We start from the raw sequence: 23,566 nt of genomic DNA, 5'->3' as shown, positions 1-23,566 counted from the left end.
TAAATTAAACATTTGGACATCCGATGGAACAAAAAAAACAGACCCAAATCAAACTATATTACAATTTTAAGTAAATTAAACAGGATAATAAATCTGTCAACCTATTTTAGGCAAGCACACCGACGCAGTAGTATTTCAAATTCCTAGTTATCGGTTGTTTATGATAAATGAAAACGTTGCTTAAATGGTATTGATTTCTTAAAAACTATGGTTATGAGAAAATTAAAATTACAGGTACAAATGACTATCGATGGTTTCGTAGGTAGACCAGATGGTCAGCTAGACTGGATGTGGATTCCTGGCGGAAGGGATGAAGCCGTTTTTACAGACATCATTGACATAGCCGATAGTTGTGATACTATTTTGCTTGGCCGTAAAATGACGCGAGGCTTCGTTGACCATTGGGAAAATATATTCGACAATCATCCCGATAGTAATGAACACCCACTGGCGCAACGAATGGTAAATATGCAGAAGATTGTTTTCAGTAAAACAGAGACTGTAATTACGGGCAGAAATTTAGAAGTAGAAAATGGAGACCTCGTTACGGCAGTACAAGCACTAAAAGAAGAATCAGGCAAGGATATTCTTGTTTATGGCGGAGCCAATTTTGTAAGTTCACTCATTAGCCAAAACCTTATTGATGAGTATTATATTTTCAGAAATCCCGTGGCAATCGGTACAGGACTTTCAATTTTTAACGATACAAGGTTTCTGAAATTAGAGCGTACTGTTACCTACAAAAATGGAAAAATGCTTTGTAAATATCTGCCTGTATAAAAGCGAATTTACTTAAAAAATGAAAGTTATGCCTTTATTGGTGTTATTCCACCAACAAATCGAGGAAATGCGTTGCTGTTGCTCAAGTTGTTGGTGAACAAATACCATCAACGACGTAAATAGCAAAAAACGGGTGAATATCTCGAAGAGTAAAAGTATAGTGAAACACATCTCATCTAACCAAAATAGTATCTTCATTGCCAGTATAAATTCCGTCAAAAGTAAATTTTAATACTAAATGTTTCCTTTTTATTATAATAGATGTATCACCTTTTATCTTTTGTATTGTATCGCCTTTTAACACTGCATTATAAATAACTCTACTAGAAATTCCTTGTAATTCTTTATTTCCTTTTAAGTCTGTACAATCATAGAAATAAAGTCCTTTATTGCTATCGTCTTTAATAGGTTTATTATTTAGGATAAGTTCATATTGTGTTTCTAGAAAATCATTTATTTGACGCTTATCTAATAAATAAATAAGTCCTTTGAATAATAAAAAACCAATAAAAGCCATAATAAAAAAAATAATCTGTTTTCTATCTATCTCCATTTTTTAATAGGTTTTCCCTTTGTTGGTATTATTCCACCAACAAATCGAGGAAATACGTTGCTGTCGCCCATGTTGTTGGTGAACAAACACGAACAACGACATAAAAGGTTTGGGAAAGGTTAAAAAGATTTTCACTATCTTCAAACCCTAAATCTCCCTACCATGAAACAAACTAATATAATTCAAACCATTGAGCTTTTTCCAAAGATTGATGAAAAATTAATTGAAGTATTAACATCTCTATCACCCCAAGACTGGGAAAAACAGAGTATTGCACCGCTCTGGCGAGTGAAAGATATTGCAGTACATTTGCTAGACGGCAACATCCGTACCTTATCCATGCTTCGTGATAAGTATTTCGGAGTAGTTCCCGAAAGCATTACTTCTTATCAAGATTTGCTAGATTACCTTAATAAGCTAAATCATGACTGGGTAACGGCGATGAAAAGAGTAAGCCCTGCCATTATTATTGAATTACTAACCTCCACAGGCAAAGAATATAACGACTATCTAGCAACGTTAGACCCACTGGCACCCGCAACGTTTTCGGTAGCTTGGGCAGGCGAAGAGGAATCGTCTAACTGGTTTCATATTGCTCGGGAATACACCGAAAAATGGCATCACCAGCAACAAATTAGGTTTGCGGTTGGACAAACGGCTGAACTTTATCGTAAGGAATTTTATTTCCCTTATTTAGATACCTCTATGCGAGCATTGCCTCATCATTATAAAAATGTAAAAAGTGAGAAAGGCGATGTCATCCATTTTCATATCACTGGCGAAGGCGGGGGCGACTGGTTTCTGGAGTATGATGGTAGTGTATGGGGTTTAACAGATAAAGCTAGTAAAACGCCCGTTACCGAAGTAACGATTGAGGGTGAAATAGCATGGAGGATTTTTACGAAGGGAATCATCAAACAAAGGGCAGCAAAACATATCAGTATTAAAGGTAACCTATTATTAGGCGAAAAGATCATTGATATGTTGGCAGTAATGGCTTAATATGATAAATTTTGAGACGATAGATTACCTAAAAAATGGCAATACAAAGCAACAGAAGGCTTTTAGGATTCTTACGCAACATAAGGTGATGGAGCTTCTAATGCCCTTTGCTCCTATTTTAGTAGGAACGATTCCCATAGAAATTGATATTGAAAGTAGCGACTTAGATATTATTTGCCAATGGGCAGATAAGCAAATCTTTATAGATTTTTTGACAAATCATTTCGGGCATTTTGTGGGTTTTAAGCAATGGACTCGTGAGGTACATCAGCATGATGCTGTTATCGCTAGCTTTATGATAGAGGATTTTGAGATTGAATTCTTCGGACAAAACGTAGCAACAAAAGACCAATTCGCTTATCGACATATGATGATTGAATATCAATTATTGCTGAAATATGGCGAAGCCTTTAGGGCTGAAATCATTGCATTAAAAAAAGCAGGCTTAAAAACTGAGCCTGCTTTTGCAAAATTATTGGGTTTAGAAGGCGACCCTTACCTTGAATTGCTAAAGGTGGAGGTGTAAAAAAATAGTCTGAAATATCTTCCTCAGAAGATAATCAGACTATTGACATCTATCTAATCTTATGGATTTTGATAGACCGAAATTCCACTGGCGGGTGGAGTAGCAATTAGGGCATTGGTAAAAGTCTTCTTGTTAAAAATACCCGGATTAGTTAAAAAATATTTTATTACTTCCGATGTAACATAAGGAGCTGCAAAGGATGACCCACTTTGTGCAGGACTATTAGGAATATCATGCATACAATTGGCATCTGCTCTTACCGTAAAGTCGATATATTTCCCTGATTTTGATTGATTTTGACAAATAGTACCACTTTTACTGGTTACGGTAATGACGTTTGAGCCTAATTCATTATCCTTTGTATAACAAGCTGGCCAATATTTTTCATCATCAATATCTAGGTTATCGTTTCCAGCAGAGGCTATTAAAACCATTTCTTTCTTTTTCAAATCATTCAATACTTTCGTGAAAATTCCATCTGGCTCTTTGATATAAGTTCCCCAACTAGCATTTACCACTTTGATGTTATTTTTATAAGCATATATCAAAGCACAAACATTATGGTATAAATCGCCAGCATAGTTTTCGTCAAAAGTTTTTAACCCAACCAACTGTATTTTATCGTTTTTACCTGCATTTTGAATAATGATTCTTGATATTTTAGTACCGTGTATTTCGGGATTAGTATCTTTAATATCAGTGGTATTGTTCAAAAAATTATAGTCTAGCCCTGTACTAAAATACCCACTATTCAATGCCTCGGCATTGAAACCTGTATCGATGATGCCCACTAATATTTTACCATCAGTACTGCTCGGTGTGCCATCATTAGCACCTTTGGCTATTATTTTAGTAACATTTGTAGGGTCAAGCGGAATACTTGCTAAATCTTCAATAGGGATAATGGTATGGGGCGGACCACTACCAATACCTCCGCCATCTGGATTAGGGTTTGTTCTAATCAGGTGTAAATCATTACCTGTTAGTAAAATAAAGTTGTTATCACATTTACAGTTATTAACGGTATCAATGGATACTTTAATTAAATCTGACACATCAAAAAGTTGAGTTACTCGGTCGGTTATCGCTGGAGATTCATTGTTAGCAACCTCATTTCTATTAACATTACTAGAATCCGCTGTTAGACTTTTGTTTCCTAATAAAATTTCCCATTTCCAATATGCCTCCAATTCTGCTTGAAAGGCATCAATGATTTCTTGTTTTCTGGCTTCTGTAGTATCGGCTTCGCCAAAATATACAACCTGCTTGTCTTTCAATACATAACCCGCTCCATCTACATAAGAGTACGGAAAAACCTCGGGCTTTTCCTGAATAAGCGAATCTATTTTCGTTTTGATAGGCGCTACTATTTCTTTTCTGGAATTGCTAGGTTTTAGTCCCATAAAGAAAAAAAACAACCCTATTAAAAGAGCAATGGAAACTAGAAATATTAGAAGTGGTCTCATAGTAATCAGCGTTGGTTATGAATTAAGTTTTGATTTATAATTGTTTCAGTATTTCTATCGCTTTTTCTTTTCCTTCCAAATCGTTGTTCACTACTTCTTTTAATAATCCTTCAACAGTTTTTTTATCAAAAGGCTCGATTTTCATCAAGCTTAAGGCTTCATAAAATTTGCCCGGATTAGCAAACAAGTTGGTCTGGGTGCCTAATTCATGAAAGTGTTCGGCGGCTTTTGCATAATGTGCTAATTTCAATTCGGTAATTCCTGCTACCCTTAGTATTTCAGGGGCATCGGGGTTACGAACTAATAGGTCATCAAAAATCAACTTGGCATCTGAATAGTCCTTTTTATTAAAAGACCTCACTCCCATTTGCAAGCTATCGGCATTGCCATCCATTTTAACCGGCAGGTTCTCGAAATGCTCTTGGATATATCCATCGGCAATCTCTGCTGGATTACCCGTATTATTTTGAACTAATACCCATGTAATCAAGGCAATAAAGATGGAGGCCGCAATGCCCATCGTCCAAGGGTTGAAACCTATCTTTCTAGTCGTCGATAGTTTTTTTCTTAGCTCTTCAAAGGCTAGCTTGCGTTTTTCTTTAGCATTTTCGCGGGCAGCAATTTTAGTATTTAAGTAAAATGCTACTTCGTCTGCGAGTTCTTTATCGGTTGCCAGTTGTTTTTCAAACAATTGGCGCTCCTCTTCGCTTAACGTATGGTTAAAATATGATTCTATTCTTTCTAACATTTTGGTTCAATTTTTACAAATGATTAATAGCATTTAGCTTTAGTAGCTGTCAAAGAATAAATTATATACGCTTCAACCTTATTTATACAAGGCTCTTAGTTTTTCCAGACATCTTAGTCGACTCGTTTTCACTACGCCTGCCGACTGATAACCCATTTCGGCAGCTATTTTTTCATCCGACAGCCCTTCGCTCCAAGACATCATCATTTCTTGACATTTTTCACCTATTTGTTTAATCTTGGTTTTTAGAACATTTACTTCGTTTTCAGAAATCATTTCTTGTAAAATGCTTCTGGTTTCATCTGGAACGCCTATCAACAAGTCATCAATTGACGCTGTTTTATAGACGCTCATCTTGTTAGTCGAAGCTTTTCTAATAAAGTCAACACATTTGTTTGAAAAAATTTGAAAAAGATAGGTTTTTAAAGAAGATTTACCCTCGAAACGTTTTTTCTGGATATGTTCAATAATTACAAGGATAGCATCAGCGTATAAACTTGCTGCATCATCTTCCGTGAGTTGGTGCTTGAAAGTAGCATCTTTGATTAAATAAGCGAACTGCTCATACAACTTATTTTCAGTAGCTCTTTTCAGCACTGAATCACCCAAAATTCCCGATAAAATCTTATCATCAGGCACTGTACCACGAGCAAAAATGTTCATTTTAATAATGGTTGTTTAAGCGATTTTTTAATTGAGTTTGTAGGAAGAAATGTATAAATAAATGAGATGGGTGTATTTTGAAGAAATCTTTTAGATGTGCAGAAAAGCAAAGTAAAGCAATGAATAGCTGTTTAGCATACAAAAATAAAAAAAGTTTTCAATTGACTATACACATAATAGAATAGTCAACTGAAAACCAATTATTTGAAGATAGTATATTTATAGGAAAAAACGTCCCGTAGTGGTCGATAGGAAATCACTAAAATTAATGTCTTCTTGTTTGATAAATCCTTGTTGGGGTAATGTTTTATCGGCTACCATTTCAATCACACTAACGATTGATGCTGCTGTAGTCCATGAAATAGCGCGCCACGGCTTGCCGTCAATTAATATGGGCGAATAGGCTTTGTAAAATTCTTCTCGTTCGATGATGCCGTTTTTCCAACCTTCCACTACAGCATATACGTACACTACATCTTCTTGTACGGGAGGTTTTGCTTCTGTCAGGATTTCTTCCAACAATTCTCTACGATTTTTCAGGATTAATTCATACAACAAAAACTTCATCAATTTACCATGACCGGGATAACGAATGGTTTTGTAATTGAGGGTGTCTACTTTCCCTTCAAAGGTTTCACACATCGTGCCCAGTCCTCCCGAAGTACTAAAGGCTTCAAATTCATTGCCTTCTATATTGATGGTTTCGAGGCCATCTAGTGCAGATACTAATTTCAGTTTTCCGTTATGGATTACCTCACAGTCATTGATGTATTCGTTGATTACCCCCGCTGGCGACCACGTAAAAGAGTATCCAAGCAGTCCGTTGGGGTATTTTGGCAATGCTCCTACCCTCAATTCTATATCACGGAGTTTGGTAAACCGCTTGGCTAAATCTGCCCCAACGATGCCTATCAGCCCCGGTGCTAGTCCACATTGAGGTGCTAAAACAGCGGAACTACCTTGTGCTGCCATGATTCTAATGGCACTAGTAGTGGGTACATCTTCGGTTAAGTCGAAATAATGTTTGCCATTTTTATGGGCAGTTTGGGCTATCATCAAATTCAGATTATAAGGCATACACGACACCACCGCATCATAATGAGGAATGATATTTTCCAGAAAAGCGACGTCTGTCACATCTCCTTTTATTATTTCAAAAGGAACGTCTGTGGAAGGTTGTTGTTTATCTAATCCCTTTACTTCAAAACGTTTAGACAATAGGATTCCTACCAATGAGCCTACCTTGCCCATACCGATTACTAAGATATTTTTCATGATTGTAAACTCAACCTTAGCCCCTTTCGCATAGAAAGGATAGCTATTGAAGAGCATTTAATGTGATTAATTGGTTGATGATTATTCTTTTTTTACGCAATACTTATCCAGCGCTGCTTGTATGAAAGCAGGGTTGCTACGTTTTTATTTCGTTAATATTTTTTGATAAGAAAATCCTCAAAATCATTTTCTATTAGCTAGTGACTTAAGTCCTACTGATTACCCACATCTTTTAAAAAGTTGAAATAGAAATGTTATTATTGATCAAATTAGCTTAAATGTACATAAATAGTCTTTAAAACCAAGCGTTGAAGCCCTCATCTCTAGCGAGGGATTTAAGTCCCTCGCTAGAGATAAGTATCTGACTATTAACAACTTACAAACTTATAGGTAATCAGTAGGACTTAAGTCACCAACTAATAGAAAGAGTTATTACTATCTGGGAGAAGAATTTTATTATACAACCTCCCACACATCAGCCGCCACCAATGTGGAAAGGTTGCTTTTCACTAATAGCATATTCAACTGTCAGCTAGTGCTACCGCTTAGTAATCTCAAAAAGATTGGTAGCTTGTTCCCCTAGAAAACCATCAAACCAAATCTTTTGACCGTCATTATCCATATAGTTTCTTTCCGCTAATTCGTAGTAAGCATACGACCAACGAAGGGCACCCACGCTTCCATCTGCTTCTATTACTTCGCAGTCTTCATCAATGGCTTCGGTTGAGCTTTGGCGTAATTTGCTTCCTTTATCTCCTTCAATAGTCTTTTTAATAGGCACACCCACACCAGATAAAGCTGACATTGTTGCTTCAATGCCACTCCATTCTGGTATATTTTGGTGATTGATATAAGCCGTAAAATGGTTTACCGAATTACCATGCAAGAGTGTCCAAGCAGCAAATTGGGACTCTTGGTTAACCGTTAATATCGTTTCTTTTTTCACTGGTCCCCAAGGACGAACAAAGTATTTCACGAGCATCTCTACCAAACGGTCGGCTTCGGCAGTTATCAATTCTTTGTTGTGCTTCAAGGACGCTAACAATTGGCGAGCTTCGCCAGCTAATAAATCGGGCGTGTCTTTTACGGCTTCATTAATCAATACCTGTACTGGTTCTGAAAGTTCCGCTACTTCTAGTTGCGTTACAAAGAATTTTGGAAAATTGATGTTAGTCGGATGTTGATAATGAAAAGAATTTAGATGTTTTGAAGGAAAAGAATAAGGTGATATTTTTTCATAACCCAACGCTTCTAATATTTCTGCAATAGCCATAATACCAGCAGGCTGTTTGCCCGTGAGGGTATTAAATGTTCTAAAAGCACAGTGATCATTTACGACATTCCCTCCTTTTGATAACACCAAATCAACATATTGTTTTGCATAAGTTACTCTTTTGTAGTAGCCCTCCCAGAGCTTCTCCATCAAAGATTTTGTGATAGTTTCTTGCGTTTTCATATTTTCAAATGATTTTGAGCGAATTAATTGTGATTGAGTGAATTGTGAATGAGTGAGTTGTGAGTTAGTGAATTTTATAGTTGTGGGTTAGTGAATTGTGAGTTAGTGTTTGTTAATGGTCATCATGTAATAGGTCAAAATGCGAATTTGAGAGACTATGTTTTGCTAATAGATTGACAAGTAGTTTAAACTCATTGGGATAAATCAACAAACTAATCCACCACTCACAATTCACTAACCCACAACTATAAAATTCACTAACTCACAATTCACAACTAAAAACAATCACTAAATCACAACTCACTCAATCACTAACTATCCCCCTCTATATTAAATTTAATTCCTTGTGCCAAAGGCAACTGTTTACCATAGTTGATGGTATTGGTTTGTCGCCTCATGTAGACTTTCCACGCATCCGAACCTGACTCTCTTCCTCCACCTGTTTCTTTTTCACCACCAAAAGCTCCTCCTATTTCTGCACCAGAAGTACCAATATTGACATTGGCTATACCACAATCTGAACCATTGACAGATAAAAACAACTCTGCTTCTCGCATATCCAAGGTAAAAATTGAAGATGATAAACCCTGTGGCACATCGTTCTGTATAACAATGGCTTCCTCTACCGTAGAATATGACATAAGGTACAAAATCGGCGCGAAAGTTTCATGCTTTACAATCCTGAAATCAGGTTTCACTTCCGCAATGCATGGCTTTACATAACAGCCAGACTCATACCCTTCACCATATAAAACCTCTGAAACTACTAACATAGTTCCCCCTTCTTGTTTTACGGCTTCAATAGCCGACTGATAGGCTTCTACTGCCTTGGTGTCTATGAGCGGACCGACATGGTTGTTTTCATCTAAAGGATTACCAATCCTTAACTGTTTGTAAGCTTTTACTAACCGTTCTTTAACCGTTTCATAGATAGACTCATGGATGATTAACCTTCTGGTAGAAGTACAACGTTGTCCTGCCGTACCAACTGCCCCAAAAACTACTGCGGGAATGGCAATCGATAAATCAGCATTTGGGGTAATGATGATGGCATTGTTGCCCCCTAATTCCAACAAACTTTTTCCCATTCTAGTAGCAACGGTGGCTCCTACTATTTTCCCCATTCGGGTCGAGCCTGTGGCTGAAATCAAAGGAATGCGCGTATCGGCAGTCAGCCACTCGCCTACTTGATAGTTGCCTGTAATAATGCTCGATACGCCTTCGGGTATTTGATTATTCCTCAATACAGCAGTAATGATATTTTGGCAAGCAATGGCAGTTAAAGGTGTTTTCTCAGAAGGCTTCCACACGCAAACATCTCCACAAACCAATGCCAGCATTGCATTCCATGACCAAACAGCTACTGGGAAATTAAAGGCTGAAATAATGCCAACGATACCCAAAGGATGATATTGTTCATACATTCTATGTTCGGGGCGTTCAGAGTGCATCGTAAGTCCGTATAGTTGTCTGGAAAGTCCCACCGCAAAATCGCAGATGTCTATAATTTCCTGTACTTCCCCTAAACCTTCTTGCAGACTTTTGCCCATTTCATAAGAAACTAATTTCCCAAGCTCCGATTTGTTGACTCTAAAAGCCTCTCCCATTTGTCTAACAATCTCACCCCGTCGGGGTGCAGGAATATTCCGCCATGTTGTGAAAGCAGACTTCGCGGTTGTAATCACCTGTTGATAATCTTCAAAGGTAGTTTGTGTAACCTTGGCGATTAATTGATTATCCACAGGCGAAAAAGAACTAAGCAACTCTCCTTCCGATGCCCAAGCGTTTAAACCCGTGCTCGTTCCAAAATTGATTGGCTTAATCGCTAATTTTTCTAAAATAGTTTGCATGATGAAAACCCCAACCTTTTTCAGGCTGATTTATTTAATTTTTCTAAGAATGAATACCCTAGATAGAATATTAACAAATAGTGATTTTTCCGAAATCTATGCCCAATTATTCTAATTTGCAAGCAAAACAACTCTTATCAATATACGTAGCACATCGATAAAAATATTACTATTCCAAGTCTAAAAAATTTTAGGCTATGCTAAAATTAGCAAGCATGGTATTTTTATGAGAAAAAAAAATATTAAAATTTTCAAAAAAAATATTTTAGCTGCAACGTTTTATACTTTTTCTTCATCTTATAGACAAACCTAACTCCATTCATCCGTTTTCTTAACCATTTATATAGATTTTAAGAAAATTTAAGGTATTATGTATTGCATAGTACCTAACAAAACACTTAACTTTGTATTGTAATTAAAAAGCCACACTTGCGACACATATATAGAACATTTAAAGCTATCATAACGATGAAATCTTTTACTATTGCTCTTACATTATTTACGGTTACCGCTCTGTCTAATAACGCATTAGCCATTGGGTTTCCACATAATTTGTTGTCGGGAAAGAAAGTGGAAAGAAAAGAAGGAAAATCTAAAAATATTGTTCCAGAAATTCAAAAAAAAACAATAACTGAAAAAGAAAGTCGTTTATTAAGTATCGGAAGTAGAATTTTACTCCTAGCGTTCAGACGCGAAGACTAACAATAATATTATCAGGCGAAAGCCAACATTTGCCATGTTTTGGCATTTTTTAGAACACATTATCTATTTAGTTTTGGTTTAAGGATGATTTGTAGCGAAGCCTTTTAGGTTTCGCTACATTTGTTTTGGGGTGAAGTAATATGGCATTAACAAATACCTAAAATACTGATTTACTAAAAAGAGACAAGTCTTATACAATTTTTTATGTGCTTTGTGTAAATTTGATAAGTAGTAGTTAACACACAAAATTAGAAGCTGTCGAAAAACACAAATATGGTTATAATGGGTTTGTTTCTTTTCTAAATTAAAAGACTGGTAATTTTTAAAATATTTTTAAGATATGAGGTTACAGATGATACAAGACGGTAAGGGAAAAACCACTGGTGTATATATCCCTATCAATGAATGGAAGGAGCTCAAAAAACAATATAGAGACTTAGAAGCGTTGGAATACCAAGAACCAACCAAAGAACAAGTTTTGCAAGAACTTAAAGAAGCTGTTTTGGAGCTTAAATTGGTAGAGCAGGGAAAGTTGAAAGCTCGCCCCGCAAAAGACTTGCTCAATGAGTTATAGTATATCTTCCATTCCGCTTTTTGATAAACAAGCAAAAAGGCTTGCTAAAAAATATCCTTCGCTGATAAAGAGCTTGAACAGATTTTCAAACTTATTCCCTGATAAACTCAGTAATCTATTTATACTCTTTAATGCTTAGTTTTCATTTTAGGGAGTTTGTCACAAAATCCATAATCTCTGCTACATTCTTGGCATCAAACCAATGAAATTCGTCTTGGTTCTTAAACCATGTCATTTGCCTTTTGGCATATCGCCTTGAATTTCTTTTGAGTAACCTTACCATCTCTTCACGGTCATAATTGCCATCCAGATGCTCATAGATTTCACGATAACCTACTGTTTTTAGGGCATAATGTTCGCGATAGTCCATTACTGCTTTTGCTTCTGTTTCCAAGCCAGCACCTAACATCAAATCCATACGAGTATCTATTCTGGTATAGAGTTCTTCTCGTGGTCGTTCTAACGCTATTTTTAGCATCTTGAAAGGGCGTTCTGCCTTCTGATTCTTCCTAAAACTCGAAAAAGGTTTCCCCGTAGCCATGCATACCTCCAAAGCCCTTAATACTCTTTGTGTATTTTGGTCGTCTACTTGCTCAAAATATACAGGGTCTAGGGTACGTAATTCTTCTTTTAGTAAACCTAATCCTTCTTTTTCAAAACGTTCAGCTAGTTGCTGACGTATTTGTAAATCCGCCTCAGGCATTTCATCGATTCCGTCTGTAATCATTTTTATAAACATCCCCGAACCTCCTGTAAGAATGGCAGTATCTTTTCGAGTAAAGATTTCTTCTAAAACCTTCAAACAATCTCGTTCAAAATCTCCTACAGAATAATAATCATGGATAGAATGTGAATCTACAAAATGATGAGGTACGCCGTCCATTTCTTCAACAGTTGGCTTGGCGGTTCCGATAGCTAGTTCACGATAAAACTGACGAGAGTCTGCTGAAACTACTTCTGTATCGAGTTCCTTGGCCAGTTTTACACAAAGGTCTGTTTTTCCAACAGCTGTAGGCCCTACGATGATGATGAGTGTTTTATGTTTGGGTTGTATGTTCATTTGTGGATAGCTTTTGATAGCTGTGAGCCTTCAGCTTTGAGCTGTGAGATTTTTTTCGTTAAATTAAATGCTCATAACTGACTGCTCAAGTCTCATAGCTCTAAGCTATGAAATTTGTTTTTTTACGCTAAATTAAATATTCATGGCTCATTGCTACTTGTTCGTGGCTCATAACCGACTGCTCATGGCTCAAGGCTCACTGCTCATAGCTGACAGCTTAAAGCTATTATACTCTTCTGTTGTATTGATATTTTTTAACATTTGTATGTCGGGTACTTGTAATAATGCTATGTCTAAACTCTGTAAAAGCCGTATCGTAGCTTTTTTACCTTGCTTAAGAAATTCTTGCAAAGGTTGATAAAATTTAGGCTCAAAAATTGTCAACAGGGGCTCAGGAAAATGCTCTTCTGGGTTTTCAAAAGCCGTTGCATACTTTTCAGCATTACGGTTTTCCAATAAGAAAGTAATCGTTTCCTGATTTACCAAAGGCATATCGCAAGCTATTATCAACCAAGCTGAGTCAGGATTTTTTTTAAAAGCCGAATAAATACCCACTATCGGGCTTTTCACACTAATCTCGGGTACATCCTGAATCGCAGGTAAAGTTGTTTGTTGATTTTCGTTGATTGATACAAATACTTCATCACAAAAAGGCTTCATCAATTCATACAAATATTCCTCCTGAGTTTTGCCGTGATAATTCAGAAGACGTTTTTCTGTTCCCATTCGGCTACTCAGCCCGCCAGAGAGAATTAAGCCGTTTATGTTTGTTTTATTGTTGAATGGCATTTGGGGAAGGCATTTTTATTATTTATCCAATCTATAGCGAGGGACTTAAGTCCTATAGATTACCTATATCTTTTAAAAAGTTAAAATGAAAATATAATTATTGATTAAATCGGCTTAAATCGTCCTTCAAACTGAGCTTTGGTCGCCTCATGTCACAGCCTGACTACCTGTAACTCTTATTCCTAGCGAGGGACTTAAGTCCCTCGCTAGGAATAAGCACCTTGATTATCAATAATTTATATACTTATGGGTAATCAGTAGGACTTAAGTCCCTCGCTATAGATTGCGTCGTTGGGGTTGACTTACTCATGGCATGACTTAAAGTCATGCCATGAGTGAAAGCCGATGACCGAAACCCGAAGGCTGACAGCCTATACCTTATAATCACTCTTCCCTCCAGTCTTCAAAATCAGCTTTGTTTCTTTAATAACAATATCATGCGAAAATGCTTTACACATATCATAAATCGTCAACGCAGCAATGCTTGCACCTGTCAAAGCCTCCATTTCTACCCCTGTTTTAGCTGTTAGCGAACATGTACAGGTAATAATCACCTCATTGCCAGCTATTTCAGTAGTAAACTTACATGAATCCAACCCTAATGGATGACAAAGTGGAATCAACTCAGATGTCTTTTTAGCACCCATTGTTCCCGCAATAATAGCCGTTTGGATGACAGAACCTTTTTTAGTTTTCAAGTCGCCGTCTTGGAAGTTAGCCATTATTTCGTCCGTCAACACCACAATACTTTGTGCCGTAGCAGTACGCTTGGTAATAGCTTTTTCAGAAACATCAACCATCGCAGGCTGGTTGTCGGCATCTAAATGAGTAAAGGTTTTCATATAATGTTGATCAAGAAATTCGTTTTGAACAAATTCAAAAGAATAAACGATTCCCAAAGGAATCCTGTTTATTTTTGCACAAAGGTAAATATCTAATCTTGATTCCCTACATTTAGTTGAAATACAGTTTCGACCAAAATCTCAAAAATATTTATGATTTCAGTAGCAGAAGCCCTCAACATCGTGATGTCTAACCCCTACCAAACTACGGTTTCAGCGGTACCGTTGTTATCAGCCGTAGGTAAGACATTAGCCGAAGATATTCTTGCTGACCGCGACTTTCCTCCCTTTAATAGAGTGGCGATGGATGGTTTAGCATTTTGTTTTGATGAAGTAGATTTTCAAAAGATAATCATTGAAAATATTCAGTTTGCAGGCGAAGCTCAAAAGGCATTACAAGACAGCACAAAGGGCATTGAGGTAATGACAGGAGCAAGTTTGCCGTTAGGATGTGACACTGTGCTACGTTATGAGGACATTAATATTCAGTCAATTGATGACATAAAGGTAGCTTCAATAACGATTGCTAAGGAAGAAATCAAAAAAGGACAAAATGTGCACCTTCAAGGCTCTGACCGAAAAGCGGATGACGTTTTGTTGCAAAAAGGCATAAAAATTAGTCCTGCCGAAATAGCGGTAATGGCTACTGTAGGAAAAAGCATAGTAAAGGTAAATAACACACCAAAAATCGCTATTATTTCCACAGGAGATGAATTGGTTGATATTGACACTTCACCTTTACCTTATCAAATCCGTAGTTCTAATGCCTATATGTTGGCGGCGGCTTTACAACAAATCGGGATTGACACTTCTACTTTTCACCTGATTGATGAAGAAGCGGTACTTTATCAAAAACTACAAGAAATTATTACTTCACATGATATTCTGTTACTGAGCGGAGGAGTTTCGGCAGGTAAAAAAGATTATGTTCCTGCTATTTTAGCCGACTTGGGATTAGCAAAGCTATTTCATAAAGTCGCTCAAAAACCAGGCAAGCCCATGTGGTTTGGCAAAACCCAAGAAGGGAAAATCGTTTTTGCCTTACCCGGCAATCCTGTTTCTACCTTTTTATGTTTTTGCAAATATGTATTGCCTACGCTTAAAGCAGGCATAAAAAGTGAGGAGGTAATATTGGATAAAGACATTGTTTTCAAGCCTGACTTAAGCTATTTTGTACCTGTAAAAACGTATTTTGAAGCAGGTAAAATGATGGCTACTCCTTTTGAAGGCAGTGGCTCTGCCGACTTCGCCAACCTGACTGATTGTGATGGTTTTGTGGAATTACCAGCAGATAAACAAGTGTTTAAAACTGGGGAGGTGTTTGGGTTTGTGGGGTTTAGGAGGTAGGCTTTAAGCGATAAGCAGTAGGCTGTAAGCTTTATAACGACAGTAAGTTAGCAATATTGAATTTGAATTTGCTCCCTACCAAAAAGCTTAAAGCCTATAGCCTACTGCTTATAGCTATTACACAACAATCTTCCCCTCCACAAATTCCAACATCCGCTTATCTCCATAATATAATCCTTCTGAATTAGAAAGGTAAAAGCCACAATGTCCGCCGTAATTTGGGTATTCAGAGAAGATATAATCTGAATGCTTGGCAAGGTCTAACATCGCACAGCTTTCAGACAATACAGGGTCGTTTTTGGCATTCAGGATAAACGAAGGCACCCTTATTTTATCTACATAAGGCATCGCAGCACATTGCTCATAATACTCCTCCGCATCTTTCATACCATGCAAGGGTGCTATGTAATTATTGGTAAAGTCTTCTAAATATTTATATTTTTCAAATTCTTTAAATATCTGACTATCAATCAACTCCCATCTATTTTTCAAAAATTTTAGCAATTTCACTTTGAACCTTTCGGCATAAAATCCTGCTTTTCCCATCGCTACGATGCTTCCCTGCAAATCAGTTGGGCAAGAAATGGCGACTACTTTCTTGATTTTATCAGAAATCCCCTCCCCTTTCTCTCCTGCATATTTCAGCGCGATATTCGCTCCTTTGCTGTAGCCTACCAATACAATTTCTTCGTAAATACCTTTGACTAAAGCATGGTTTACTACCGCTTCTAGTTCATCACTACCCCCGTGGATGGTCATGCGCTCTAGTCGATTTTTTTCTCCGCTTAGTCCTCGGTGGTTCCAAGCCAACACATCCCAACCAATAGAATTAAATGCTTTTACACCTCCTAATAAATAAGGGCGAGTGGTATTGCCTAAAAAACCGTGGGATAGTATCGCCAAGGATTTACTAGGCTGTATGTTTCTTTGCTCCTCTACTGCTGCTACGGCCTTCTTTTTTGTTTTTACTTTTTTAGTAGGTTTTCCAGCTTTCGACCAATCTAAATCCAGAAAGTCGCCATCCCATAGTTCTAATCGTTCGCGGTCGTATTCAATTCCAGTTACTTTTCTGAGTGTACTTGGATAAATTGTTGAAAAATGAGCATCCTTCCAGATATGTGAAGTTCTGTAAGACGTTTGAATAATGGGCATATTAATAATATTTATACAACAATGTGCCCACAAAATTGGGCTGTATTGTCGATGATTTTTCCACCTTTTCTAAAACCTAAACCACATGCTTCGCCAGCAAAAAAAACACCTGCTTGGTAATAATTCCCAGTATGGTCGCTTAGAAATTGGGTATATTCTTGATAAACGGCTGCTTGTTCAAAATATTCTCCGTCTTTTGCATCAATTGTTGCACCTGCTGCCGAAAGTATTTTTACATTGGCTCCTTCTCGCCCAAAAAGCACCTTTTGTACGGAGGCTTTATTAGCCAAAGGTTTGCTATCTGTTTCTAATAACAACGGATGATTGGGAAATAATTCCCATAAAATACGCAATAGTCCTTTCGACTGAAACAATAATGTATAAGCAGGATTCAATACAATGGCTTTGTTGTCATACACTATTTTAGTGAGGATATCAGCCAATTCGGGTTCGTCCCATCCAATGTATTCCCACGGCACTAGCTTAAACCAGAAATCATATTTTGTAAAACTACCATTTCCTTTATTTTGCTGAAAGATACCATCAATCGGCGAAAACTCTACATTTTCGATTTTCTCATAGGCTATTTCAAAACCTGCTTCCATAGCTGCTTCGCCCAATACTTGCATATTGGTATCGTCTTCGGGGAAACCTTCCATCGTTGAAATCAACAATGAAGGTGTCAATACAGGATTTTGGCGTTTTAGTTCTTTGAATTGTTCAATCAAAGATTCATAGAGGGTATTAAATTGGGAGCTTTCATCCAGCCCATTGGCCTTTAAAGAAGCCCACTGTACAATGGCAGTTTCTGGAATACAGGTGGCAGTATCGGCATTAAATTCTATCAGTTTGATGGGCTTGCCATCTAAACCTCCGCTCAAATCAAAACGACCGTAAATATGCCAGTGATTATCGTTTTCCCAAGAGTATTTCACTAGCTTGATTAGGTTTTCGGGAATGCCTATTTCTTTAAAAAGCTCATTTTCAACCACATGCTGTGCAGCTTCAATATACATTTCGTACAATTGCATCACCGCATCATAATAGTTTTCTGCTTCTTTTTCTGAAACGATAATCATCTCATCCGTAATGTATGGAAGCGTACTTTCGCCAAGCATCCATTCCCAACCAGCATTTTGCAAGGTGCGCGTAGGTGAAATATTTAATTTTTTGAGCTTCATTGTTAATAGCTTTGAGCTGTCAGCTAACAGCTGTGAGTCGTCAGCTTTGAGCCATCAGCTTCTTTATTGAATACGGGAAATTTAATATGCGATAAAGCTATGAGTCATTAGCTTTGAGTTATCAGCTTCTTTATTGAATACGGGAAATTTATACATTACAATGTAATTAAAAAACTCAAAGCTCACTGCTCATAGCTTAAAGCTTAAATAAAAAACTCAAAGCTCACTGCTCATAGCTGATTGCTTAATCATTATAAAATCTATGCCACTAAAAATGATTGAAGAGTGGGAAAAAGCTGACAGCTTAAAGCTCACTACTCATAGCTTAAAGCTTATCCATGATACCCCCCATGACTAGAACTATGAAAGAAACCACTTCTTCCCGATACTGGTCTGGAAGTAATTGTCCTTGAATTCCCGATGCTCTGATGAATAGTATTTGATTTTTGGAAAGCACTTGCTGTGGCATAATAACGACCCAAACCTCCTCCGTAATATCCAACATGGCGTCTTCTTCGTGAGCTGTCTTGGTTTGCACTGCTATAAGATGAACTTGATGAATTAAAACCATTCGGCATATCTGGGCGATAGTTAGTGTACGTCGGGCTCAACGTTTTGGCTAATAAATAGCCCATTCCACCATATAATAAAGCATTCGATAGATTATTGGTATGTCCTACATTCGCTTGATTAGTAGCAATTTCATTATCAATCAATGCCTTTACTGCTCGGGGTGAAAGTGTATCTTTTTTGCCATCCAAATACGTAACAATAGCCACGGAACTATCGGCAGGCACTTCTACTTCATCCGTAATTTTGAATTCACCTTTAGAAGTCTCTGTAATATAAGTTTTTACTCCTTTTGTATAAACTTCCACTTCTTCGTAGTCGCCTTCATCCTCCTCATTAGAACTTCCACAGCTTTGTAGCATCACGGTATTACCCAACACAGCTAAGGCCAAAGTACTTCCGACGGTTATATCTTTGACTTTGCGAATAAATGAACTTTTGCGTAAGGGCGTCATTGTCTTTGATAACGATTATAAAAATCGTGAAATGTTATTTTGGTTTGTCCATCAAAGATATTCTGGATTTTTGCAATAAGAAAATACTTAGGAAGAATGGTATTTTATTTTTGGGAACGGTAAAAGCGGTATGTAAACGAGGACATTTCTTGATAAAAAAACAAAATGTTTGAATCAAAAAAAAGCTTGATAGATAATACTATCAAGCTTCTATATTTATTTTTTTACTTTCGTTGGCATTGGTCGTGGCGATGGTGGCATTGGCGGCGGCGGAGGTGGTGGACCAAGGGGAGCTACAAAATGTTCGCCAGTGTTTTTATCAGCAAAAAGGACAATCATAGCATCTAATTCTTTAGGATTTTTATTAACCATTTTGCTAAGGTCAAAATTGAAATGGGATGGCAAATCAGCTACTTTTACTTTCTTTTTATCTCTTGCATTTTTATTCTTCTCATTTTCATCAAGGCTAATTTCAATGCGGGTTAGCTTTTTGTCTTTATTATACGCTACATTTTTTACTTTTATCAAATAACCGTAGCTTTTAAAATGTTCGGCAACGATTCCATTGACTAAATCTGGAGTAACTTTTCTAGGACTTAAAGTCATAAAAATTTGGCCTTTTTTATCATTTGTGTTCACCGTGAAAAGTTCTTTGTTATCAGAAACTTTAACATCTGGATAGTTATTCAAAGCACTATGTTGTGGGCTTTCAACATTTTTATTAGGCTTTTCTTGAAATTTCTTGACGACAGTTTCAAAAGAAAACGCCATCATAATTAGTCCCAAAATGGGCAGAACGGATAAGTAAGCAAACTTTTTCATAGGTATTGATTTTTGTTTAGTAAATAAAAAATGAATGCGGTCGGAAAGGGGTTTTCTGCTAAAAGAGTGTATTATCATGGGTTGAACCTTCAAGCCTGCTAATTTCAACAATAAGTGTGCGTAAGTCTGAGGGTGAAACTGTTCTATCATTCGGCTATCTACTTCATATTCATGCACTTCTGCCAATGAACGCTGATAGAAGCAAACAATAGGATTGAACCAAAAAGCTATTTTTACAAGCTCGACAAAGAGTAAATCATAAGAATGAAAGAGGCGACCATGCCAACGTTCGTGTGCTAAAACCTGTGCTATTTCAGCCTTTTCCAAATGACTATCATCAATAAAAATCAGGTTAAAAAATGATGAATTGGCAAATTTGCCTGCATTTGAGATATAAGCTTGAGAAGGTTCTTTTTTAAGATTTATCAACTTAAAAAGTAAAACAATTATTCTTCCTAACATCAACACAAAGCCTAACCAGTAAGATACAAACAGTAAATTCATCCAATTAAACCCTACTACGCTTTTAGTTGCAGTTACTTCTGAACCAATATTTCCGAATTCATTGAATTGTTTTAAAGAGTAAATTCTTACATAATTGGCTAATTCTTCAGCGCTATAAGCCACTTCTTTTACTTCCCAAGTAAAGGTTGGAATGAGCAAACTAAACAATAAACTGAGTAATAAGTACACTCGATTCAGCCGTATAAAGGTGAAACTTCTAAAAACAAAGAAATACAATCCATACAAAAGCATCATCGAGATACTTGATTCTATTAGATAATTCATGGTTTGTCGCTTTAAAAATTATGACATTTTATCCGTTTTCCCATCAATAATACTTTTCAACACATCCAGTTCTTCCGAAGAAATAGACTCTTCTTTTACCAAAAATGACAATAAACTGCTTGCAGAATTATCGAAATAATTATTCAATATTTTCTTAAAAGTCTTTTTGGCATATTCTGCTTTGGCAATTATCGGAAAATATTCGTAAGTCTTTCCATAAGCCTTATACCCCACATAACCTTTCTTTTCAAGTATCCTGACCACCGACGAAATTGTATTGTATGGAGGTTTGGGGTCTTCGTCCATTTTCTCGATAATATCTTTTACAAAAGCACTTTTCAACTCCCAAAGTGCCTGCATGATTTTCTCTTCTGTTTTTGTCAATTCTTCCATGAATCAAAACTATAACTTATTTTTCAGTTTTACAACTAAATAATAAGTTATTTAACGTATTTATCCGTTCATCGATACAATACGTAAATCAACTACCTTTGTTATCCAATAAAAAGCCTTGTGCTTTCCATAATTTTATGCAAACCAATTATTATTTTCTTCGTCAATTATCCAACAAGCTTTCAACCGAGCTGACCGGTTTAGTGTTGGCAGAATGTTTTACCCAAGAAAAAGACGAAATATTATTAGGCTTTTGTAGCGAAGGTAAACAATGGCGCGACCAAAAAGATTTTTATATTAAAGCTGTTCTTCATCCAGATTTTGCTTGTTTAGCTTTCCCGAAAGACTTTAAAAGAGCTGGACGCAACTCGGCCAATCTTTTTAAAGAAATCATCAATTTAAAAGTGTTGAGTGTCCGCCAGTTTGAAAACGAACGTGCTTTTGCCCTTTATTTTGAAAATAACTTTGTATTACTGTTTAAAATGTATGGCAATCGTTCAAACATTATTCTTTTTCAAGAGAACGAAGTGATTGATTTGTTTCAGAATAAACTGGTGATTGATAATAATGTAGCAATAGATAAACTAGACCGTCCGATTGATCAAAGCTTTGAAGCTTTTCAGGAAAAAGGTTGGAAGACCCTCTTCCCTACTTTTGGCAAAGAAATCACCAAGTTTTTGAGCAAAAATGGTCAAGAAGCCATTACTTGGGAACAAATTCAAGCCATTACAACACAACTAGAAAACCCCACTTATTACTTAAAAACGATAGACTATCAGCCTGTTTTATCATTAATTGCAGAAGATGGCGAGATTGTCAACACCTTTACTGACCCGCTAGAGGCTAGTAATGCCTTTTATTATGCCCACAACAAAATCAATGTAATTGATAAAGAAAAAGGCGTAATCATTAAAATACTCCAGAAGCGAAAAACACGGACACAAGCTTATATCGATAAGTGTTATCAACAGTTGAATAGCTTGGATACAGGCGTAAAACATGATGAAATTGCGAATATTATCATGGCGAACCTTCACGCTATTCCTGAGCGAACTGAGGTAATAGAATTGTATGATTTTTATCGTGACCAGCCCATTAAGGTACGCCTAAAACCAGATTTAAGTCCGCAAAAGAGTGCAGAGAATTATTACAGAAAGTCCAAAAATGAGAAAATTGAAATCGAGAAATTGATGGAGAATCTGGAGGCCAAAGAAATGGATATGTCTGAAATTGAACAACAGATAAAGGACATTGAAGGCTTTGAAACCTTGAAGGAATTCAGGAAATACCTAAAGGCTCATCAGCTAGAACCTTCTCAAAAAGTTGTTGATACGGTGCAAACGCTTTTTAAATACTACCAATTTGAAGGGTATGAAATATTAGTCGGTAGAAATGCCAAAAACAACGATTTACTTACACAACGCTTTGCTCGAAAAGAAGATTTGTGGTTACACGCTCGTGATGTGGCAGGCTCGCACGTTGTAGTTCGTAAACAGGCAGGTAGGAATTTCCCTGTAAATGTCATCGAGAAGGCAGCGGGGCTAGCGGCTTTTTATTCAAAACGCAAAACTGATACCCTTTGTCCTGTGATAGTTACACCCAAAAAATATGTCAGGAAAACCAGAGATTTGGGCGAAGGGCAAGTAATCATCGATAAAGAAGAGGTAATAATGATTGAGCCTAGTTTGTAGGTAGTATTGTGCAATAAGCCTATTATTAATCAATTACAAATTAATACTGTGGATTATTTATGAGTTAATATTAAAGCAAAATGAATTATTTTTAGTAAATTTATCTTATTAATAAATAAACGTTTTAATTAAAATGAAAAAAATATTGTTCATCATATTGGCTATAGGTGCTGCTTTAGGTGCAATTATTCTTTTGTTTAGTTTACGCAAACACCCTAAAAAAAGAAGTTCATCTGCTAGTGATACTTTTTTGAGTTCTACTGAAGAAGGACTTGAAAAAGACAGGCAAATGTTGCTTGGAGATTGGCAAAACATTGTTGGAGACTTTAATACTTCTTTTAAAAAAATTGCCTAAAAAATGACAGATTCGTCTTTTCAGAGTGTTCAGTCAACCTCTACATCTACCGAAAACACTATGCTTGCCCACAGGGGCTTTTTACCTTCTCCCGAAATTCTTCTCCAATATGAAAAAGTTCAACCTGGCTTTGCAGAAAGACTTTTAACAATCACTGAGAAAGAACAAAACAAACGACTAGCTCGCGAGGACAGAAAACAAATTCTTGAAGAAAAAGAATTAAATACTGAACGCTTACAAATAATTGTAGGATTCCTCGGAATCTGTGTTGTTATAGGCTTTTGTTCTTATTTAGCTTATTTGCAACAAGCTATCGTAGCAGGTTCAGTAGCTAGTAGTGTTCTAATAGGCTTAGCTTATGTTTTTGTATCAAGGCGCTTTCCTAAAACTAACAAGAATGATAATTCTGTTGTTACTAATACCCCTTAATAATATTAGTAACTATAAGTCATTTTAGTATTCCAATCAACTTTTATCAAAGTCTTTTTTGTATTGGCAATTAATACACTTATTAACAGATATACA

Annotated in this window: 24 protein-coding genes; 9 read left to right on the top strand and 15 right to left on the bottom strand. The window is 36.6% G+C overall.

The window, feature by feature from the left end; genetic code table 11:
* Positions 1-213 precede the first annotated feature (213 nt).
* Positions 214-780: a dihydrofolate reductase family protein gene (locus VB264_RS20080; RefSeq protein ID WP_323252318.1), complete on the top strand. Its 567-nt coding sequence runs from the start codon at positions 214-216 to the stop codon at positions 778-780.
* A 172-nt stretch (positions 781-952) separates the two neighbouring features.
* On the opposite strand, the gene VB264_RS20075 is transcribed toward VB264_RS20080, so the two are convergent.
* The gene (locus tag VB264_RS20075; protein WP_323252316.1) at positions 953-1,333 is read right to left on the bottom strand and encodes a hypothetical protein; all 381 of its coding nucleotides are present in this window, start codon (positions 1,331-1,333) and stop codon (positions 953-955) included.
* A gap of 162 nt (positions 1,334-1,495) precedes the next feature.
* Here VB264_RS20075 and VB264_RS20070 point away from each other — a divergent pair, with 162 nt between their 5' ends.
* Together VB264_RS20070 and VB264_RS20065 are read left to right on the top strand one after the other, a co-directional pair.
* A complete protein-coding gene (locus tag VB264_RS20070; protein WP_323252314.1) occupies positions 1,496-2,335 on the top strand; it encodes a maleylpyruvate isomerase N-terminal domain-containing protein in 840 nt (279 codons plus the stop codon).
* A 1-nt stretch (position 2,336) separates the two neighbouring features.
* Positions 2,337-2,861 (top strand): DUF4269 domain-containing protein, encoded by a 525-nt coding sequence (locus VB264_RS20065; protein WP_323252312.1) that lies wholly within the window; start codon positions 2,337-2,339, stop codon positions 2,859-2,861.
* 59 nt (positions 2,862-2,920) lie between these two features.
* On the opposite strand, the gene VB264_RS20060 is transcribed toward VB264_RS20065, so the two are convergent.
* From VB264_RS20060 to amaB, 6 genes are all read right to left on the bottom strand, one after another.
* Positions 2,921-4,327: a S8 family peptidase gene (locus VB264_RS20060; RefSeq protein ID WP_323252310.1), complete on the bottom strand. Its 1,407-nt coding sequence runs from the start codon at positions 4,325-4,327 to the stop codon at positions 2,921-2,923.
* 34 nt (positions 4,328-4,361) lie between these two features.
* Complete coding sequence (locus tag VB264_RS20055) at positions 4,362-5,075, bottom strand: hypothetical protein (RefSeq protein ID WP_323252308.1); 714 nt, start codon at positions 5,073-5,075, stop codon at positions 4,362-4,364.
* Between the two features lie 78 nt (positions 5,076-5,153).
* Positions 5,154-5,738 (bottom strand): RNA polymerase sigma factor, encoded by a 585-nt coding sequence (locus tag VB264_RS20050; protein ID WP_323252306.1) that lies wholly within the window; start codon positions 5,736-5,738, stop codon positions 5,154-5,156.
* A 219-nt stretch (positions 5,739-5,957) separates the two neighbouring features.
* Positions 5,958-7,013, bottom strand: a complete 1,056-nt coding sequence (locus VB264_RS20045) for a saccharopine dehydrogenase C-terminal domain-containing protein (RefSeq protein WP_323252304.1) — start codon at positions 7,011-7,013, stop codon at positions 5,958-5,960.
* A 538-nt stretch (positions 7,014-7,551) separates the two neighbouring features.
* Positions 7,552-8,469, bottom strand: coding sequence for a DUF1338 domain-containing protein (locus VB264_RS20040; RefSeq protein ID WP_323252302.1), 918 nt, complete (start codon positions 8,467-8,469; stop codon positions 7,552-7,554).
* A gap of 311 nt (positions 8,470-8,780) precedes the next feature.
* A complete protein-coding gene (gene amaB / locus VB264_RS20035) occupies positions 8,781-10,319 on the bottom strand; it encodes an L-piperidine-6-carboxylate dehydrogenase (RefSeq protein WP_323252300.1) in 1,539 nt (512 codons plus the stop codon).
* A 468-nt stretch (positions 10,320-10,787) separates the two neighbouring features.
* On the opposite strand from amaB, the gene VB264_RS20030 reads away from it, so the two are divergent.
* Both VB264_RS20030 and VB264_RS20025 read left to right on the top strand, forming a co-directional pair.
* Positions 10,788-11,021, top strand: a complete 234-nt coding sequence (locus VB264_RS20030) for a hypothetical protein (protein ID WP_323252298.1) — start codon at positions 10,788-10,790, stop codon at positions 11,019-11,021.
* 340 nt (positions 11,022-11,361) lie between these two features.
* Positions 11,362-11,595 (top strand): hypothetical protein, encoded by a 234-nt coding sequence (locus VB264_RS20025; RefSeq protein ID WP_323252295.1) that lies wholly within the window; start codon positions 11,362-11,364, stop codon positions 11,593-11,595.
* Positions 11,596-11,737: 142 nt separating this feature from the next.
* Here the strand turns inward: VB264_RS20025 and miaA are convergent, their stop codons facing one another.
* The 3 genes from miaA to moaC all read right to left on the bottom strand — a co-directional run bounded on the left by miaA (position 11,738) and on the right by moaC (position 14,286).
* Positions 11,738-12,655, bottom strand: coding sequence for a tRNA (adenosine(37)-N6)-dimethylallyltransferase MiaA (gene miaA, locus VB264_RS20020; protein ID WP_323252293.1), 918 nt, complete (start codon positions 12,653-12,655; stop codon positions 11,738-11,740).
* Positions 12,656-12,844: 189 nt separating this feature from the next.
* Positions 12,845-13,444 carry a molybdenum cofactor guanylyltransferase gene (mobA, locus tag VB264_RS20015; protein WP_323252291.1) on the bottom strand — a complete coding sequence of 200 codons (600 nt, stop codon included), beginning with the start codon at positions 13,442-13,444 and terminating at the stop codon, positions 12,845-12,847.
* Positions 13,445-13,815: 371 nt separating this feature from the next.
* A complete protein-coding gene (gene moaC / locus VB264_RS20010) occupies positions 13,816-14,286 on the bottom strand; it encodes a cyclic pyranopterin monophosphate synthase MoaC (RefSeq protein WP_323252289.1) in 471 nt (156 codons plus the stop codon).
* Between the two features lie 153 nt (positions 14,287-14,439).
* On the opposite strand from moaC, the gene VB264_RS20005 reads away from it, so the two are divergent.
* Positions 14,440-15,633 carry a molybdopterin molybdotransferase MoeA gene (locus VB264_RS20005; RefSeq protein WP_323252287.1) on the top strand — a complete coding sequence of 398 codons (1,194 nt, stop codon included), beginning with the start codon at positions 14,440-14,442 and terminating at the stop codon, positions 15,631-15,633.
* A gap of 117 nt (positions 15,634-15,750) precedes the next feature.
* On the opposite strand, the gene VB264_RS20000 is transcribed toward VB264_RS20005, so the two are convergent.
* The 5 genes from VB264_RS20000 to VB264_RS19980 form a co-directional block, all read right to left on the bottom strand.
* Positions 15,751-16,785 carry a YheT family hydrolase gene (locus VB264_RS20000; protein WP_323252286.1) on the bottom strand — a complete coding sequence of 345 codons (1,035 nt, stop codon included), beginning with the start codon at positions 16,783-16,785 and terminating at the stop codon, positions 15,751-15,753.
* An 11-nt stretch (positions 16,786-16,796) separates the two neighbouring features.
* Positions 16,797-17,966, bottom strand: coding sequence for a glutathionylspermidine synthase family protein (locus VB264_RS19995; RefSeq protein WP_323252284.1), 1,170 nt, complete (start codon positions 17,964-17,966; stop codon positions 16,797-16,799).
* Positions 17,967-18,298: 332 nt separating this feature from the next.
* On the bottom strand, positions 18,299-18,991 hold the full coding sequence (locus tag VB264_RS19990; protein WP_323252282.1) for a hypothetical protein: 693 nt from the start codon (positions 18,989-18,991) through the stop codon (positions 18,299-18,301).
* A 216-nt stretch (positions 18,992-19,207) separates the two neighbouring features.
* The gene (locus VB264_RS19985; protein ID WP_323252280.1) at positions 19,208-20,602 is read right to left on the bottom strand and encodes a M56 family metallopeptidase; all 1,395 of its coding nucleotides are present in this window, start codon (positions 20,600-20,602) and stop codon (positions 19,208-19,210) included.
* 18 nt (positions 20,603-20,620) lie between these two features.
* Complete coding sequence (locus tag VB264_RS19980; protein WP_323252278.1) at positions 20,621-20,995, bottom strand: BlaI/MecI/CopY family transcriptional regulator; 375 nt, start codon at positions 20,993-20,995, stop codon at positions 20,621-20,623.
* Positions 20,996-21,132: 137 nt separating this feature from the next.
* Between VB264_RS19980 and VB264_RS19975 the strand changes: the two genes are divergently transcribed.
* From VB264_RS19975 to VB264_RS19965, 3 genes are all read left to right on the top strand, one after another.
* Positions 21,133-22,686 (top strand): NFACT RNA binding domain-containing protein, encoded by a 1,554-nt coding sequence (locus tag VB264_RS19975; RefSeq protein ID WP_323252276.1) that lies wholly within the window; start codon positions 21,133-21,135, stop codon positions 22,684-22,686.
* A 133-nt stretch (positions 22,687-22,819) separates the two neighbouring features.
* Positions 22,820-23,041, top strand: coding sequence for a hypothetical protein (locus tag VB264_RS19970; protein ID WP_323252274.1), 222 nt, complete (start codon positions 22,820-22,822; stop codon positions 23,039-23,041).
* Between the two features lie 3 nt (positions 23,042-23,044).
* A complete protein-coding gene (locus VB264_RS19965; protein WP_323252272.1) occupies positions 23,045-23,470 on the top strand; it encodes a DUF2335 domain-containing protein in 426 nt (141 codons plus the stop codon).
* The last annotated feature ends 96 nt before the right edge of the window (positions 23,471-23,566 follow it).

This window comes from Arcicella aquatica (assembly GCF_034928825.1).
In the GTDB taxonomy this organism is placed as follows: Bacteria; Bacteroidota; Bacteroidia; order Cytophagales; family Spirosomataceae; genus Arcicella; species Arcicella aquatica.
The sequence above is the reverse complement of the archived record's forward strand: the minus strand, read 5'-3'. Positions and strand labels throughout refer to the sequence as shown.

Coding starts and splice junctions, on each gene's coding strand:
- VB264_RS20080 (WP_323252318.1), top strand. CDS start 214: ATGAGAAAATTAAAATTACAGGTACAAATGACTATCGATGGTTTCGTA.
- VB264_RS20075 (WP_323252316.1), bottom strand. CDS start 1,333: ATGGAGATAGATAGAAAACAGATTATTTTTTTTATTATGGCTTTTATT.
- VB264_RS20070 (WP_323252314.1), top strand. CDS start 1,496: ATGAAACAAACTAATATAATTCAAACCATTGAGCTTTTTCCAAAGATT.
- VB264_RS20065 (WP_323252312.1), top strand. CDS start 2,337: ATGATAAATTTTGAGACGATAGATTACCTAAAAAATGGCAATACAAAG.
- VB264_RS20060 (WP_323252310.1), bottom strand. CDS start 4,327: ATGAGACCACTTCTAATATTTCTAGTTTCCATTGCTCTTTTAATAGGG.
- VB264_RS20055 (WP_323252308.1), bottom strand. CDS start 5,075: ATGTTAGAAAGAATAGAATCATATTTTAACCATACGTTAAGCGAAGAG.
- VB264_RS20050 (WP_323252306.1), bottom strand. CDS start 5,738: ATGAACATTTTTGCTCGTGGTACAGTGCCTGATGATAAGATTTTATCG.
- VB264_RS20045 (WP_323252304.1), bottom strand. CDS start 7,013: ATGAAAAATATCTTAGTAATCGGTATGGGCAAGGTAGGCTCATTGGTA.
- VB264_RS20040 (WP_323252302.1), bottom strand. CDS start 8,469: ATGAAAACGCAAGAAACTATCACAAAATCTTTGATGGAGAAGCTCTGG.
- amaB (WP_323252300.1), bottom strand. CDS start 10,319: ATGCAAACTATTTTAGAAAAATTAGCGATTAAGCCAATCAATTTTGGA.
- VB264_RS20030 (WP_323252298.1), top strand. CDS start 10,788: ATGAAATCTTTTACTATTGCTCTTACATTATTTACGGTTACCGCTCTG.
- VB264_RS20025 (WP_323252295.1), top strand. CDS start 11,362: ATGAGGTTACAGATGATACAAGACGGTAAGGGAAAAACCACTGGTGTA.
- miaA (WP_323252293.1), bottom strand. CDS start 12,655: ATGAACATACAACCCAAACATAAAACACTCATCATCATCGTAGGGCCT.
- mobA (WP_323252291.1), bottom strand. CDS start 13,444: ATGCCATTCAACAATAAAACAAACATAAACGGCTTAATTCTCTCTGGC.
- moaC (WP_323252289.1), bottom strand. CDS start 14,286: ATGAAAACCTTTACTCATTTAGATGCCGACAACCAGCCTGCGATGGTT.
- VB264_RS20005 (WP_323252287.1), top strand. CDS start 14,440: ATGATTTCAGTAGCAGAAGCCCTCAACATCGTGATGTCTAACCCCTAC.
- VB264_RS20000 (WP_323252286.1), bottom strand. CDS start 16,785: ATGCCCATTATTCAAACGTCTTACAGAACTTCACATATCTGGAAGGAT.
- VB264_RS19995 (WP_323252284.1), bottom strand. CDS start 17,966: ATGAAGCTCAAAAAATTAAATATTTCACCTACGCGCACCTTGCAAAAT.
- VB264_RS19990 (WP_323252282.1), bottom strand. CDS start 18,991: ATGACGCCCTTACGCAAAAGTTCATTTATTCGCAAAGTCAAAGATATA.
- VB264_RS19985 (WP_323252280.1), bottom strand. CDS start 20,602: ATGAATTATCTAATAGAATCAAGTATCTCGATGATGCTTTTGTATGGA.
- VB264_RS19980 (WP_323252278.1), bottom strand. CDS start 20,995: ATGGAAGAATTGACAAAAACAGAAGAGAAAATCATGCAGGCACTTTGG.
- VB264_RS19975 (WP_323252276.1), top strand. CDS start 21,133: ATGCAAACCAATTATTATTTTCTTCGTCAATTATCCAACAAGCTTTCA.
- VB264_RS19970 (WP_323252274.1), top strand. CDS start 22,820: ATGAAAAAAATATTGTTCATCATATTGGCTATAGGTGCTGCTTTAGGT.
- VB264_RS19965 (WP_323252272.1), top strand. CDS start 23,045: ATGACAGATTCGTCTTTTCAGAGTGTTCAGTCAACCTCTACATCTACC.